11 protein-coding genes are annotated in these 15,085 nt (G+C 66.7%); 5 read left to right on the forward strand and 6 right to left on the reverse strand.

The window, feature by feature from the left end:
- Nucleotides 1-2: 2 nt before the first annotated feature.
- The 4 genes from ACAD63_RS26610 to senB form a co-directional block, all read right to left on the reverse strand.
- Nucleotides 3-824, reverse strand: coding sequence for a PhnE/PtxC family ABC transporter permease (locus tag ACAD63_RS26610; RefSeq protein ID WP_135702764.1), 822 nt, complete (start codon nt 822-824; stop codon nt 3-5).
- Nucleotides 821-1,648, reverse strand: coding sequence for a phosphonate ABC transporter ATP-binding protein (locus ACAD63_RS26615; protein WP_133094584.1), 828 nt, complete (start codon nt 1,646-1,648; stop codon nt 821-823). Before ACAD63_RS26615 ends, ACAD63_RS26610 begins: the two co-directional genes overlap by 4 nt.
- Entirely contained in the window at nt 1,645-2,520 is an 876-nt protein-coding gene (locus ACAD63_RS26620; RefSeq protein ID WP_135702763.1) for a putative selenate ABC transporter substrate-binding protein, read from the reverse strand. Before ACAD63_RS26620 ends, ACAD63_RS26615 begins: the two co-directional genes overlap by 4 nt.
- A gap of 104 nt (nt 2,521-2,624) precedes the next feature.
- Complete coding sequence (gene senB / locus ACAD63_RS26625) at nt 2,625-3,620, reverse strand: selenoneine biosynthesis selenosugar synthase SenB (RefSeq protein WP_135702762.1); 996 nt, start codon at nt 3,618-3,620, stop codon at nt 2,625-2,627.
- On the opposite strand from senB, the gene senA reads away from it, so the two are divergent.
- Nucleotides 3,619-4,821 carry a selenoneine synthase SenA gene (senA, locus tag ACAD63_RS26630; protein ID WP_135702761.1) on the forward strand — a complete coding sequence of 401 codons (1,203 nt, stop codon included), beginning with the start codon at nt 3,619-3,621 and terminating at the stop codon, nt 4,819-4,821. The two genes, senB and senA, sit on opposite strands and share 2 nt — an antisense overlap.
- Nucleotides 4,822-4,850: 29 nt before the next feature.
- Here the strand turns inward: senA and ACAD63_RS26635 are convergent, their stop codons facing one another.
- Nucleotides 4,851-5,108 carry a hypothetical protein gene (locus ACAD63_RS26635; RefSeq protein ID WP_240745800.1) on the reverse strand — a complete coding sequence of 86 codons (258 nt, stop codon included), beginning with the start codon at nt 5,106-5,108 and terminating at the stop codon, nt 4,851-4,853.
- Nucleotides 5,109-5,236: 128 nt separating this feature from the next.
- Complete coding sequence (locus ACAD63_RS26640) at nt 5,237-5,461, reverse strand: DUF2188 domain-containing protein (protein WP_135702760.1); 225 nt, start codon at nt 5,459-5,461, stop codon at nt 5,237-5,239.
- A 494-nt stretch (nt 5,462-5,955) separates the two neighbouring features.
- Between ACAD63_RS26640 and ACAD63_RS26645 the strand changes: the two genes are divergently transcribed.
- The 4 genes from ACAD63_RS26645 to ACAD63_RS26660 all read left to right on the forward strand — a co-directional run bounded on the left by ACAD63_RS26645 (nt 5,956) and on the right by ACAD63_RS26660 (nt 15,078).
- Nucleotides 5,956-8,151 (forward strand): type I secretion system permease/ATPase, encoded by a 2,196-nt coding sequence (locus tag ACAD63_RS26645; protein WP_135702759.1) that lies wholly within the window; start codon nt 5,956-5,958, stop codon nt 8,149-8,151.
- Nucleotides 8,135-9,517, forward strand: coding sequence for an HlyD family type I secretion periplasmic adaptor subunit (locus ACAD63_RS26650; RefSeq protein ID WP_135702758.1), 1,383 nt, complete (start codon nt 8,135-8,137; stop codon nt 9,515-9,517). Before ACAD63_RS26645 ends, ACAD63_RS26650 begins: the two co-directional genes overlap by 17 nt.
- 88 nt (nt 9,518-9,605) lie before the next feature.
- Nucleotides 9,606-13,547, forward strand: a complete 3,942-nt coding sequence (locus ACAD63_RS26655; protein WP_434034619.1) for a beta strand repeat-containing protein — start codon at nt 9,606-9,608, stop codon at nt 13,545-13,547.
- A gap of 190 nt (nt 13,548-13,737) precedes the next feature.
- Nucleotides 13,738-15,078, forward strand: coding sequence for a TolC family outer membrane protein (locus ACAD63_RS26660; protein WP_434034620.1), 1,341 nt, complete (start codon nt 13,738-13,740; stop codon nt 15,076-15,078).
- Nucleotides 15,079-15,085: the final 7 nt, after the last annotated feature.

A 15,085-nucleotide genomic window follows, 5' to 3' on the forward strand; every position in this document is an offset into this window, starting at 1 on the left:
GTTCATTCCAGCATCTTGCGCAGCCGGGCGCTGAGCGCGTCGGCCAGCAGGACCAGCAGCAGGAATACAAGCAGGATGGTCGCGGCTTCGCCGCCGTTGAGCAGCTTCATGGCCTGGTCCATCAGCTGGCCAAGCCCGCCGGCGCCGACGAAGCCCATCACCACCGACGCCCGGATGGCGCATTCCCAGCGATACACCGTGTACGAGACCAGCTCCTGCGCGGCATTCGGCAGCAATCCGTAGGACAGCGCCGCCAGGCGCCCGCTGCCGCCGGTGAGCAGGGCCTGCGCCGCGCGCTGGTCGCTCGATTCGAGGATTTCCGCATAGACCTTCGCCAGCATGCCGCCATAGGTGACCGCCAGCGCCAGCACGCCCGCCGCCGCGCCAAGGCCCAGGGCGCGCACGAAGACCAGCGCCCAGACCAGCTCCGGTACGCCACGCAGCAGCAGCACCAGCGCCCGCACGGCGGTGCGCAACGCTGCCCGCACCCGCTTTCCCGGGCCCGGGCCGATACGCGAGATGGAAAGGCTCCTGGACATTGCCACAGCCAGCGGCGCAGCAATGACAAAGGCCAGCGCGACGCCTGCGGTCGCGATAGCCAGCGTTTCCAGCGTTGCCTTGGCCACGTAGCCAAGAAATTCGACCGAGACCTCGGGGGGCAGGAAGTTGCGCAGGAAGCCGCCCATCACCTTGAGGTTTGCCGCGTCGAACAGCGCCGACGGGCTGAACCGGGACAGCCGCAGCAGGGGCCAGAGCAGCAGCAGCGCCAGCAGCAGGCCGCTGGCCCGCCGCAGCGCCTGCGGGTCGCGTGGATGCGTGGTCATCGGCATGCCGCCCTGCGTGGGTCAACGCTGCCGGCAGTGGCGGCGATGGCCACGGACCGGCTGCCCTGCACGGGTGGCGATTCGCTCTCGGAGGCGTAGAGTTCGCGCAGCAGGGCGTCAGTGACGTGCCCGGCCGGCAGGTCGAAGGCGATCTCGCCCGACTTCAGGCCGATGATGCGGGGAAACCAGCGCAGCGCCAGATCTACCGCGTGCAGGCTGGCGACCAGCGTCACCGCACGCGTATCGGCTTCCTTGCGCAACTCGCCCAGGGTCAGGTTGGCAAGCACGGGATCCATCGCCGAGACCGGCTCGTCGGCCAGGATCAGTTCCGGGCGCTGGTAGAGCACGCGGGCCACCCCGACGCGCTGCAACTGGCCGCCCGACAACTGGTCGCAGCGATCGAACAGGCGGTCGGCCAGCTCCAGTCGCGCCAGCTGTTCGCTGGCACCGGCAATATCCGCCGGATAGACCAGCGAGAGCATGGATTTCCAGCCGGGCCAGATACCGAGGCGGCCGGCAAGGATGGCGGTGATCACGCGCTGGCGCGGAGGCATGGGCGGTGCCTGGTGCACCATGCCGATGCGGCAGCGCAGGCGCCGCAGGCGCGCGGCGCTCAGTGCCCAGGGAATTTGCCCCAGGATCTCGACGCGGCCTTCGCCGGGCCGCAGCGACGTTGCCAGCAGGCGCAGCAGCGAGGTCTTGCCGGCGCCCGAGGGACCGATGACGGCGATGCGCTCGCCGCTGCCCGCCGACAAGGCGATCCGGCTCAGCGCGCGCTGCCCGTTGGGGTAGGTGACGCTGGCTGCGTCGAGACTGAAACTCACTTGACCAGGCCCGCGGCGCGGGCCGCGGCCTCGATGCCGGCGTAGTTCTCCGGCCGGGTGGGGATGTACTTGACGGTCCTTTGCAGTGCCATGATCTCCCTGTGCTCGGGATTGGCCGGGTCAAGGCGCAGGAACGCTTCGGTCAGCTTCTTGGCCAAGGCCGGGTCGAGCCCGCCGCGCACGGTCCAGTTGTAGTCGAAGTAGGGCGGCGTGACGGCAAACACCCGGACCTTGCCGGGGTCCACCTTGTGCTGCTCCACCAGCTTGTCCCAGACCGAGGCGTTGAGCACGCCGGCGTCGGCCTTGCCGGCCTGGACGAAGGCGACCGTTGCATCATGGGCGCCCGAGTAGGCGACAGTCTTGAAGTCCCGGTCCGGATCGATGCCGGCCTGCTGCAGGAAACTGCGCGGCATCAGGTGTCCGGAAGTCGAGGACGGCGAGCCGAAGGCGAAGGTCTTGCCCTTGAGGTCGGCCAGGGTCTTGATACTGCTGTCGGCCGTGATGAACTTGCTGGTAAACGCGGCATCTTCCTGTCGCTGGACGATGGGGATGGTGGCGCCCTGCGTCCGGATCTTGCTTTGCACGTAGGTGAAACCGCCCAGCCATGCCATGTCGAGCTTGCCCGTCGCCAGGGACTCGACCACGGCGGCGTAATCCGTCACTGGCACGAACTCCACCTTCATGCCGGTTTCCTTCTCCAGGTATTTGCCGAGCGGCGCGAACTTGCGCTGCAGTTCGGTCGGTGCCTCGTCGGGGATGGCCGACACCTTCAGCACGGTCTGTGCCGCCTGGGCACCGGACAGGCCGGCAAGGCCAAACAGGGCAAGCGCGGCAAGGCGTTTCGCGATACGCGGGAATATGGTCGGGATCATGATCGGGCGTGGTCGAAGAACGGCGGTGATGGTGATGGACTATCCAAAAGGGCGCCTATGCTACCGCAATCCGGGCAAGGCCTCTCCTGGTCAATCCGGCTAGGTTAATCCGGCTTCAGGGCTTCGGCGACAAGCCCAATGACTTCGGCGCGTTCGCGCTCCGGTGCGAACAGCGGCGCCCGCTGTGCGCATTGCTGCCGCAGGCGCGCCAGGAAGGCGGCGTCGCGGCTGGCGCGTTCCAGCAGCTCCGCCAGATGCGCGGCATTGCCCGGCGGGAAATAGCCCTCGTAGTCGCGGCCCAGCATGCCGATGTTGCCGGGGATGCGGCTGGCGAGCACCGGTACGCCACTGGTAACGGCTTCGATGATCACGTTGGCGCCGCCTTCTATCACGCTCGATATGACCAGCGCCTGCGCCTGGCCGATGCGCAGCCGCGTCTCGGTGTGAGGCAGGTTTGCCAGCCAGACATAGCGCTGGAGCCCTGGCCAGCGCTGCGCTTGCAGCGCCTCGGCTGACTCCCGGTAGCTCTCGTCCAGGGCGGCGCCGATATGGGTCAGGCGCACGCGCGAATCCTCAGCAAGCAGCATCACGGCCAGCATGGGCGTCGCCGGGTCTTTTTCCGCCCGCATATGACCCACCAGGACGACGTCAAACGCATCGTGGCTGGTCGCTGCCGGCACGATTGCCGGGGCGGACTGGTAGATGACCCGGCACTTGGCACGATGCCCGGGGGCCAGTTCGGCGGGCCCTTCGTCCTGCAGCACCACCAGGTGGGTGGCAAGCTCCAGGGAGCGCCGGGCGGATGCGTCGCTGCGGATATCGCGGTACAGGTCCGTCCCGGTCAGCACCACCACCAGTGGACGGCCGGGGCAGGCTTCGGCAAACCTGGCGATGGAATCTGCCGAGCGCCGGGCGTGCAGCGCGATCAGGCACGCCGGGACCGCACCGCCTGAGTGGCCCGGCGGCCACTCCGCGGCCACGGTCACACCGTAATCTGCCTGCAGGAAGTGCGACCAGCGATGTGCGGTCTGCCAGTTGCCGTTATTGGCTTTGCGGAGTGCCGGGCTGATAATCGCGACAGTGGCCTTGGGAGGACGCATGACGATCGGCTCTGAAGGGGGTGCAGCCAGAAGGATAAACAAATTCGGGCTCGATGCGGCTTTTACCGATGCGCATCGGCGCACCTGGGCCATCCTGCAGGATCTGTCGCCGTCCCAGTGGCAGGTTCGCTACGACCCGGGGATCAATCCACCCTTGTGGGAATACGCGCATGTCGCGTGGTTCACCGAGCACTGGGTGCTGCGGGATCCGCGTCCGGGCGCGGGCGGCCGCCTGGTCGCGAGCCTGCCGTCGATGCTCGATAATGCCGACCGCTTCTTCGATTCCTCGCTCGTTCCTCACACGGATCGCTGGAAGCTCGCCTTGCCCCCGCTGCGGGAAGTACGCGGCTACGTGGCGGCGGTGCTGGAGCGTGTCCGGGCCAGCCTCGCCGTGGCGGATGATACCGACCAGGCGCTCTATTTTTTCCGGCTCGCCTTGTTCCACGAAGACATGCACGCGGAGGCGCTGACCTATATGCGCCAGACGCTCGATTATCCGCTGCATGCCCCGCTTGGCATGCCTTCCATTGCGCCAGGCGCCGGCTCGGCAGCCGCAGGCGGCGGCACGTTCCTGATGGGGGCGCCCGCAGGGGGCGACGGCTTTGTCTTCGACAACGAGAAGTGGGCCCACCCCGTCCACCTCGCCCCTTTCCGCATCGATCGCACTTGTGTCAGCAATGCCGAGTTTGCGGACTTCGTGGCCGCCGGCGGCTACCGCGATCCGCAGTGGTGGTCCGGCGACGGACGCGCATGGCTGCAGCAGGGCGGGCTGGCGCATCCGGGTCGCTGGCGCCGGCCAGCCGGCGGCCCCCCCGGGCAATGGGCGTTGCGCTGGTTCGGGCAATGGGTGCCGCTGCCGCCCGAACAGCCCGTGTGTCATATCAATGCCTACGAGGCGGAAGCCTATTGCCGCTGGGCCGGCAAGCGCTTGCCCACGGAAGCGGAATGGGAGTATGCGGCAACGCATGACCTGATCCGCTGGGGGAGGGCCGTGTGGGAATGGACGGCTGATCCGTTCGTACCCTACGCAGGATTCTCGCCCGACCCGTACCAGGAATATTCCGCCCCCTGGTTTCACACGCATCGCTCGGTTCGCGGCGGATCGTTCGCTACCCATGCACGCATGAAGCATCCCCGCTACCGCAACTTCTACCTGCCGCACCGCAGCGACCTCTTCGTCGGATTCCGCTGCTGCGGTTGAGGAGGTGCCATAGGCCGTGCCGGGTTTGCCTAGGGTTCGCGATAGGTGATGCCATGCACGATTAGCGCACGGTGCATGATGAGTTCCTTGAGACCTTCACGCATGTTGGTCAGCATTGCCTGCGCACTGGCGCTATCGATACCATCCCGGTTCAACTGAGCGATCCGTAGCTCCTGCGCGGCGATACGTTTCTCGGCCCGCAGGATGGCCAGATCCGTGTCGTCCAGGTCTTGCAGATCCTGCTCTATGCATCGCGCCTCTAATCCGGGTTGCATGATGATCTCCATGCGGAAGCCTGTGCTCATGCCTTTGTGATAGATCAGCGGCAATCGCGTAGCTATCGGGCGGCGTCCTACACCTGGTGAAGATGGCGTCACACGCCGGATTATCCGCGGTGCAGCCTGCCAGAAAGCCTTCACTCCTTGTTGCCGCCTGAATCGGCTGCGAGAGCGGTCAGCAGGCGGACGGTTCCATCCTGGCGGTGGATGTGAAGCTCGGCGTTATCATGCTTCGCCCGGTGCCATCCCGCGGTTATCGCAGCTTCAAGAGAGGTATAAAGCAGGGGCTTTTCCGCAAGACCTTCAATTTCAAGGGCCCAGCCTTGAACTGCCGGAACAACGCGAAAGATTCGCGTAGGCATCTGGATGACCCCGCCGTAGTTGTGACAAGAAAAACAAGCGCACCCTGCCAGAGCGGGCTGGCGCACTATCACTGTCTTATATTGTCTTTGTATTGTCTTATGCGCCCGCCCGAGGGATATACACCACTTAAGTAGGGCGTGGCGCGAATACATCATGCCTTGATATTTGGTGGCCCGCGCGGTCCCTGATTCTTGGCGCTCTTTCCCGGATGTTGCATGTATGAAACGCCATACGGATGATTGCTTCGAGCGTCTCCGATGGCCCGGTTGCGCCATTTGCAGGATGGGCGCACAGACCTCCGCCGCATACGCTTGCAAAAAACGTCATAACAAATGGGACCGGGGAAAACATGGATGGATGCAATCGACGCACGCCTTGTGCACGGCGTGCATGGCGTGAGGCGGCGGCAGGCCGCGCCAGGCTGCTGGCGGCATGCCATGCCGCGCCGCGGCGGCGTGGCGCGCGCGCACGCTGAAGCGCGAGGGCAATGGCCATGCATGCTGCCGCCATCCCTGCCCGGGAGGCCGGGGATACCGGCTGGAACCTGCCGGACCCGGCATGCCGCGAGGCGCGTCCGGACGATCCGTTGCTGGATTGCCTGCTCTGGCTGGCCCGCCACTTCCACCAGCCGGCGTCAGCAGAGGCGCTGCTTTCCGGCCTGCCGCTTGCCTCGCATCGCCTGACCCCGGCGCTGTTCGCGCGGGCGGCGGCCAGGGCCGGCATGTCGGCGCGGCTGGTGCGGCGCAAGCTGGAAGGGATTCCTGACCTGGTCTTGCCCGCGATCCTGCTGCTTGACCAGGGACAGGCCTGCGTGCTGCTGCGCCGGGGCGAGGCGGGCACCGTGGTGCTGGCGCTGCCCGAATGCGGGAACGGCGAGCAGGTTGTGCCCGCAGAAGAACTGCTGGCGCGCTACTCCGGCCATGCCATCTTTGCCCGGCCCGCGCATCGCACGGATGCGGCGGCGCACGATGGCGCGCCGGCTGCGCCCCATGAATGGTTCTGGGGTGTGATGCGCCAGTCCTGGCCGGTTTATGGCGAGGTAATGGTCGCCTCGCTGCTGCTGAGCCTGTTCGCGCTGGCCATGCCGCTGTTCACCATGAACGTCTACGACCGCGTGGTGCCGAACCATGCGCTGGAGACACTATGGGCGCTGGCTGTCGGGGTTGGCCTGGTGCTGCTGTTCGAGCTGGCGATGCGAACGCTGCGTGGCTATTTTGTCGACGTGGCGGGCAGGCGCATCGACGTGACCGTCTCCGCAACGGTGTTCGGCAAAGTGCTGGGCATCGAGATGAAGTCGCGGCCCGCGTCGGCGGGCAGCCTTAGCAGCCAGCTGCACGAGTTCGAATCGGTGCGCGACTTCCTGACCTCCGCCACCATCACCACGCTGATCGACCTGCCGTTTGCCGCGGTCTTCATCGTCGCGATGTTCTGGGTCGGCGGCCCGCTTGCCTGGGTGCCGCTGCTGACGGTGCCGCTGGTGCTGGGTGTCAGCCTGGCATTGCAGGGACCGCTGTCGCGCGCGGTGCGCGCCAGCAGTGCCTGCGCGGCGCAGCGGCAAGCCGCGCTGGTGGAAACCCTGGTCGGGCTCGAGACCATCAAGACGGTCGGCGCCGACGGTGCCGCACAGCGCAACTGGGAACAGGTGGTCGGGCAGATGGCAAGGCTGGGCTTGCGGGCACGGTTGCTGTCAGCGTGCGTGATCAACGTGTCGCTGTTCGCACAGCAGGCCGCCACGCTGGTGGTGGTGGTTATCGGCGTCTACCTGATCGCCGAAGACCGGCTCACCATGGGAGGCCTGATTGCCTGCACCATCCTGGCCGGGCGTGCGCTGGCGCCGCTGTCGCAGATGGCAGGGCTGACCACGCGCTACCACCAGGCACGCACCGCGCTGGCCGGCATTGACCGGATGATGGCATTGCCAGTCGAGCGCCCGCCCGGCAGGCATTTCGTGCACCGTCCGCCGTTGCGGGGCGAGATCGAATTCCGGCAGGTGAGCTTTCGCTATCCGGGCCGCGACGGCGCCGTCCTGGACGACGTGTCCTTCCGCATTGCCAGCGGCGAGCGCGTTGGCCTGATCGGCCGCATCGGCTCGGGCAAGACCACCATCGAGAAGCTCATCCTGGGCCTTTACGCACCGGAGACTGGCTCGGTGCTGGTCGATGGCGCGGATGTGCGCCAGCTAGACCCCGCGGCGCTGCGGCGCGATATCGGCTATGTGCCGCAGGAGGTGATGCTGTTCAGCGGCACCGTGCGCGAGAACATCGTGATGGGCGCACCGTATGCCGACGATGAGGCGGTGCTGCGCGCGGCGCGGCTGGGTGGCGTCAGCGACTTTATCGATCGCCTGCCGGATGGCTATGACCTGCGGCTTGGCGAGCGCGGCGAAGGGCTGTCGGGCGGGCAGCGCCAGGCGATCGCGATCGCCCGCGCCGACTTGCTGCAACCGCCGGTGCTGCTGCTGGATGAACCCAGCAGCGCGATGGACAACCGCACCGAGGAGCAGTTCAAGTCGCGGTTGTCCGCGGCGCTGGGTGGGCGCACGCTGCTGCTGGTGACGCACCGGGGCTCGCTGCTGAGCCTGGTCGACCGCCTGATCGTAATGGACCAGGGCCGCATTGTCGCCGACGGGCCGAAGGCCGATGTGCTGAACGCGCTTGCAGGAAGGAAGCTCCATGTCGCGTCTGCATGAGACCCGGAATCGCCTGCGCCGCCTGGCCGCAGCGCTGCGGCCGCACGCGGATGACACCGTGTTCATGGGCGAGCGCGAGGCCGCAGCGGTGGCGGGGCCGCGCTGGTTCACGCACTGGATCCTGTTGTGCACGCTGCTGTTCGTGTTGGTGGCGCTGGCATGGGCCGCGCTGGCGCGCGTGGATGAAGTGACGGTGGGCGAGGGCAAGGTGATCCCGTCCAGCCAGGTGCAGGTGGTGCAGAACCTCGAAGGCGGCATCGTCGCCGAGATCATGGTGCGCCCGGGGCAGGTCGTGAACAAGGACCAGGCGCTGATGCGTATCGACGATACCCGCTTTACCGCCTCGTACCAGGAAGGCCGCACCAGGGACGATGCGCTGGTGGCGCGTATTGCGCGCCTGAGTGCCGAGTCTGCCGGCACGGCGTTCGTCGCCAGCGCGGCCGGCGATGCAGACAACCGCCGGTTCCTGGCCGAGGAACACGCGCTGTTCGAATCACGCAAGCGCGCGCTCGAAGCCAATCTGTCAGTGTTGCGCCAGCAGTCCGAGCAGCGCCGCCAGGAACTGACCGAGAAGCGCTCGCGCGAGCAGCAGCTGCGGCAGAGCCATCGCCTGGTGGCGCAGGAGCTGGCGATGATGCGGCCAATGGTGGCGCAGGGCGTCGTGTCCGACGTCGACGTGCTGCGGCTGGAGCGGCAGACCAACGACCTGAAGGGCGAGCTCGACGCCACGCGGCTGGCCATGCCACGCCTGGAAGCGGCCTTGCGCGAGAGCCAGCAGAAGCTGGACGAGACGGCCACGCATTTCCGCGCGGAGGCCATGCGCGAACTGAACCAGGCCAAGGCCGAGCAGGCGGCGCAGAGCGCCACCAACACCGCGCTGCAGGACCGTGTCGATCGCACCCTGGTGCGCGCGCCGCTCGCCGGCATCGTCAAGCAACTCAAGGTCAATACCGTCGGTGGGGTGGTGCAGCCCGGCATGGACCTGGTGGAAATCGTGCCGCTGGAAGACACGCTGCTGGTGGAAGCGCGCGTGCGCCCGGCCGATATCGCCTTCCTGCGCCCGGGGCAGCCGGCGGTGGTCAAGCTGTCGGCCTATGACTTCTCGATCTATGGCGGTTTTCCCGGCACGGTCGAACATATCAGCGCCGATACGCTGACGCCGGAACGCCCGGGCGAGCGGCCGGAGAGCTACTACCTGGTACGCGTGCGCACTCGCGACAACCGGCCCGGCGGCAGCGCCGTGCAGGTGCCCATCCTGCCCGGCATGGTGGCCACGGTCGATGTGCTGACTGGCCAGAAGACGGTGCTCCACTACCTGCTCAAGCCCATCATCAAGACCCGGGAGCTGGCGTTCCGGGAACGGTAAGCGCAACAAAAAAGGCACGCGCGCAGCCCGCGCACAATCACAACCAGCAAGGCACGGCCACCAGGCCGGCATTCAGGACGGGGGAACCATGGCAACACTGACCGGCGGCAATGGCATCGACAATATCAGCGGCACCACTTCCAGCGACACCATCCTGAGCGGCAACGGCAACGACTATGTCAGCGCCGGCGATGGCAATGACTACGTCGACGCGGGCAACGGCGACGATATCGTCGAAGGCGGCGACGGCGACGACACCCTGCTGGGTGCGAATGGCAAGGACCGGGTATTCGGCGGGCGCGGCAGCGACAGCCTGGCGGGCGGCAACGGGGCCGATGCGGTCTATGGCGGCAGCGGCGACGATGTAATCGGCAGCCTCGATGCGAGCTCTGCGCTCTACACCGGCGACAACGGCGGCGATACCATCTATGGCGACGGCTTCGACAGCTACGCCGATTACCAGCTTGGGCGCGGCCATGAGTCGGCCCAGCCTGGAAACGACCGCATCGCTGGCGGCAATGGCGATGACCTGATCTACGGCGACAACGGCAACAACGCCGTCGTGGGCGGCGACGACATCATTGCCGGCGGCAACGGCAAGGACACCGTCTATGGCGAAGGTGGCAACGACACCATCGGCGGCGGCGGTGGCGGCGATCTGCTGAGTGGCGGTGCAGGCCGCGATGTGTTCGTCTACAGCGCCGTGATGGATTCTTCTGCGGGCGGCATGGATGTCATCACCGACTTCCAGCGCGGCACCGACCGTCTCGACCTGCGGCCGGTGCTGGGACAGACCGGCTTCGAATGGGGAGGCCGCACGCCGACGGCTCATGGCGCCTGGTTCGGGCAATCGGGCGGCAATACCTATGTCTATGTGGATGTCGATGGCAATCCCGCCACAGCGGAGATGGTCATCCAGCTCAACGGCCTGCATGAACTCGCCAGGAGCGATTTTGCCGGCTACGACAATCATGCGCCCACGGCCGCCGCCGACACCCATGGCATGGCCGAAGACAATCATCCGAATCCGATTACCGGCAATGTGCTGTCCAATGACAGCGATATCGACGCCGGCAACGTGCTGGCGGTGGCCAGTCCCGGCATCTATGTCGGCCAGTACGGCACGCTGCAGATCAACGCCGACGGCAGCTACAGCTACACGCTGGACAACAGCAATGCGCAGGTGCAGGCACTGAGGCGTGGCGACCATGTCGATGAGACTTTCAGCTACAGCGTGACCGATGGGCAGGCGTCGGCATCGTCGGTGCTGACCATCCGGGTCGACGGTGCCAACGATGTGGCCACCATCCATGCGTCAGCCAGCGAAGATACGTTGGCGACAGAGGCTGGCGGGGTGGCCAATGCCGTTGCGGGTGATCCTTCGGCCAGTGGGAGGCTCACCGTCAGCGATGTCGATACCGGTGAAGCGAAATTCGCCGCCGTGCAGGCGGAAAGCCTGGTCGGGCAGTATGGCACCTTCACCTTCGACAGCAACACCGGCGCCTGGACCTACGCTCTTGACGACAGCAAAGCCGAATCGCTGACCGCAGGCCAGCAGGTCACCGATTCGCTGACAGTGGTGTCACTGGACCAGACCGCCCAGCGGACCATCACCGTCAATATCACCGGCGCCAACGACCACGCCACCATCACGGCATCGACCAGCGAAGATACGTTGGCGACGGAGGCCGGAGGGCTGGCCAACGCCATTGCCGGTGATCCTTCGGCCGGCGGAACGCTGACGGTCACTGATGCCGATACCGGTGAAGCGCATTTCGCCGCTGTGCCGACGGACAGCCTTTCCGGAAACTATGGCACCTTCACCTTCGACAGCAATACCGGCGCCTGGACCTACACGCTTGACAACATCAAGGCCGAATCGCTGACCGCAGGCCAGCAGGCCAGCGATTCGCTGACCGTGGTGTCAGCGGACCAGACCGCCCGGCAAACGATTAGTGTCAATATCACCGGCACCAACGATCAGGCCATCATCACCGCATCGGCCGGCGACGAGACCTCGGTGACCGAGGCGGGTGGCGTGGCCAACGGCACCACGGGCGACGCATTCGCAAGCGGCATGCTGACCGTTAGCGATGGCGATGCCGGGCAGTCGCACTTTGCCGCCGTGGCGCCGGACAGCCTGGTCGGCCAGTACGGGAATTTTTCCTTCGACAGCGACACGGGCGCGTGGACCTACACGCTTGACCAGGGCAAGGCGGACGCGCTGGCAGCGGGGCAGCACGTGACCGACACGCTGACCGTGCAATCGTCGGATCTCAGCGCCAGCCAGGTCATCACGGTCAATATCACCGGTGAAAACGATACCGTTGTGAACACCGTGCCAACGGTGCAGGCGGGCCGGGAAGACACACCGCTGGTTTTCAGTTCGGCCACGGGCAATGCGCTCAGCATCGCGGATGTGGACAACGCAAGCCATACCGTGACGCTGACGGCGGCAGCCGGCACGATCACGCTGAACGGCATTGCCGGCCTGCAGTTCCTGGCGGGAGATGGCACCGCGGACGGCACCATGACGTTTACGGGCACCGACGCGGCGATCAATGCCGCGCTGGACGGGATGACGTTCGTCGGCGACAAGGACTATGCCGGCACGGCGTCGGTGCAGATGCAGGCAAGCGACGGCATCTCAGCCGACACCAGCGCCGTTGCCATCACGCTCAGTGCTGTCAACGATGCACCGGTGGCGGCATCCGACCTGGTCTATGTCTCCAACGACAGCAATGGCAACAGCCGCAGCACCATCCTGATTCCGGTCAGCGCACTGCTTGCCAACGATGGCGATGTCGATGGCATGGCGCTGTCGGTCACGGGGCTGGGCTCCGCGAACGGGGGCGTCAGCAACCTGGCTTTCGTCGCGGATACCAACGGCAGCTACATCCGCTTCGACGTCGACAAGACCTCCGGCAGCTTCACCTATACCGTTTCGGACGCCGCCGGCGGCACCAGTACCGCAACTGTCTCGGTCAATGTCATGCTCACCGAGAACGGTGCCAAGGTGTCCCTTGAGGGACTGGAATACCAGGCTTCCTATCTCGATGGCGGCTCCCAGAACGACACGCTGACCGGCGCCGGCATTGCCGACGTCTTCATTGGCGGATCGGGTACCGACTCGCTCAACGGTGGTGCCGGCGACGACGTACTGCGCGGTGCCGCCGGCAACGACAACATCGACGGTGGCGCAGGGATCGACTTGCTGGATTTCTCCGACGCAGGCGCGTCGCTGACGTTCACGCTGACGCAGGGCAACGTCGCCACCCAGTTCAACACGGGCTCGGGGACCGGACTCGGTACCGACACCTACCAGAATATGGAGGGTGTGATCGGCTCGCGCTTTGGCGACACCCTGACGGGCAGCCTGGCCAACGACATCATTCGCGCTGGCGCCGGCAATGACATCATCGACGGCCGCGAAGGCCTCGACCTGCTGGACTTTGCCGATGCGATGAGCTCGGTTGTCTTCACGCTGACGCAAGGCAGCGCGACGACTACCGTCGATCTGGGGACGGCGTCCGGCCTGGGCATCGACAGCTACCGGAACATGGAAGGGGTGATCGGGTCGGCCTTCAACGATACGATTACCGGCTCGGGCGGCGACGACGTGCTGCGTGGGGGCGCGGGCAACGACCAGCTCGCAGGGGGCGGCGGCAACGACCTGCTCGTGGGCGGGGCCGGGGCCGACCAGCTGAGCGGCGGCGGCGGCAGCGATACCTACCGCTTCCTGCGCGCCGATGCGGCCTCGGTCGACACGATCTCCGATTTCGATGTCACGCCCGCGGCGGCAGGTGGCGATGTGCTGGACCTGTCCGACCTGCTGTCCGGCGCCAGTGTCACCACCGCGAACGCGGCGCAATTCGTGCGGCTCGCCGAGATTGATGGCAATACCGTGGTCAGCCTTGACCGGGATGGCGGTGGTTCGGGCGCGGCCTTCCAGGACGTGGCGGTGCTGCAGGGCGTGGTCGGGCTCGACCTGAATACGCTGCTGAGCAACGGCAATATTCATACCGCTTGATTCATACCGCTGATTTCATATCACTTCACCGCTGGCGTCAAAGGCAAGCATCAGGCGCAAGCAGCAAGCTGGGCAAGGCAGGACCGGCGGCACCGCTGCCGGCGCAGTAGAAAACCATAATAAACGGGCAGGGCACCGCGTTGCGCACGCACTGGCACGGCGAGCGCGGTGTACCCGATCTGGGGGAAGCATGACGACAGCATGGTGCCGGCTGGCATCCGTACTGCTATGGGCAGCCATGGCGGCGCCGCCGCACGCGGCCGCCCAGGCGCTGCAGCAGGCGGTGGAGCAGGCCGTGCACACCAATCCCGAAGTGCTGGCGGCGGGCAGCCGCCGCCTGGCCGCCGACGAGGGGCTGAAGCAGGCGCGCGCCGGTTACCTGCCGCGGGTCGACGTCAATGCCGCCACCGGCCGCGTGCGCCTGGACAGCCACAGCACGCGTGCGATGGGACTGGCTGATTCCTCCTATGCCAGCCACCTGGCCGGCGTGACGATTACACAGATGCTGTTTGACGGCTTTGGCGTCAGCAGCGACGTGGAGCGGCAGGGCGCGCGCATCGAAGGCGCGGCCTACCGGGTGGGCGCCACCGCCGAAGACATCGCGCTGCGCACGGTGGGCGTCTATGTGGAGGTGCTGCGCCGGCAGGAAACGGTGGCCATCGGGATGGCCAACCTTGAAGCGCACCAGCACATCTACGACCAGATCCGGCTCGGTGCCGACAACGGCGTGTTGCGCCGCGCCGATCTCTACCAGGCCGAAAGCCGGCTGGCGCTGGCGCAGGCTAACCTGCGCGCCGAGCAGGGCGCGCTGCAGGAGGCCGTGACGGCGTTCCTGCGCGTGGTCGGCGCGCCGCCGCAAGGCTTGTCCCGGCCGGAATCGCTGGCGGCCGTGCTGCCCGCCACCGAGCGCGAGGCGATGCTGGTGGCCGGCGCCAGCCATCCGGCGCTGGGCGCGGGGCAGGCCGATATCGCCGAAGCCGAGGCCGCGCGCTCGCTGGCCCGCTCGGCCATGTGGCCGCGGCTGGAACTGGAGGTGGGCGCGGCGCGCGACCGCGACCGGGTGCTCGGCACCACGGATGAGCGCAGTGTAATGCTGCGGGTGCGCTACAACCTGTTCCGCGGCAATGCCGACAAGGCACGGATCAACGAGGCCGGCTACCAGATCCAGGAAGCGGAGCAGAACCTGGAGCGGCTGCGCCGTCAGGTGCAGGAAAGCGTGTCGCTGGCGTATAACGCCTATAGCACCGCGCAGGACCGGCTGGCAAGCCTGGAGCAATATGTGCAGGCTAGCGACGCCACCCGCGTCAGCTACGGCAGGCAGTTCCGCATCGGGCAACGCAGCCTGCTCGACCTGCTCAATGCCGAGAATGAGTACTTCAGCGCGCGCACGGCGTACGTGACCGGCCAGTACACCCAGCTGGCCAGCCAGTACCGCATCCTGGCCGGCATGGGCTTGCTGCTGGCGACGCTGCAGGTGGCACCGCCGGGCGAGGCGCTGATGCAGGCGGGGATACGCAGCCGCCCACGTTAGCCGGCGC

Origin of the sequence: Cupriavidus sp. a3 (assembly GCF_051015765.1) — a bacterium.
Lineage (GTDB): Bacteria > Pseudomonadota > Gammaproteobacteria > Burkholderiales > Burkholderiaceae > Cupriavidus > Cupriavidus oxalaticus_A.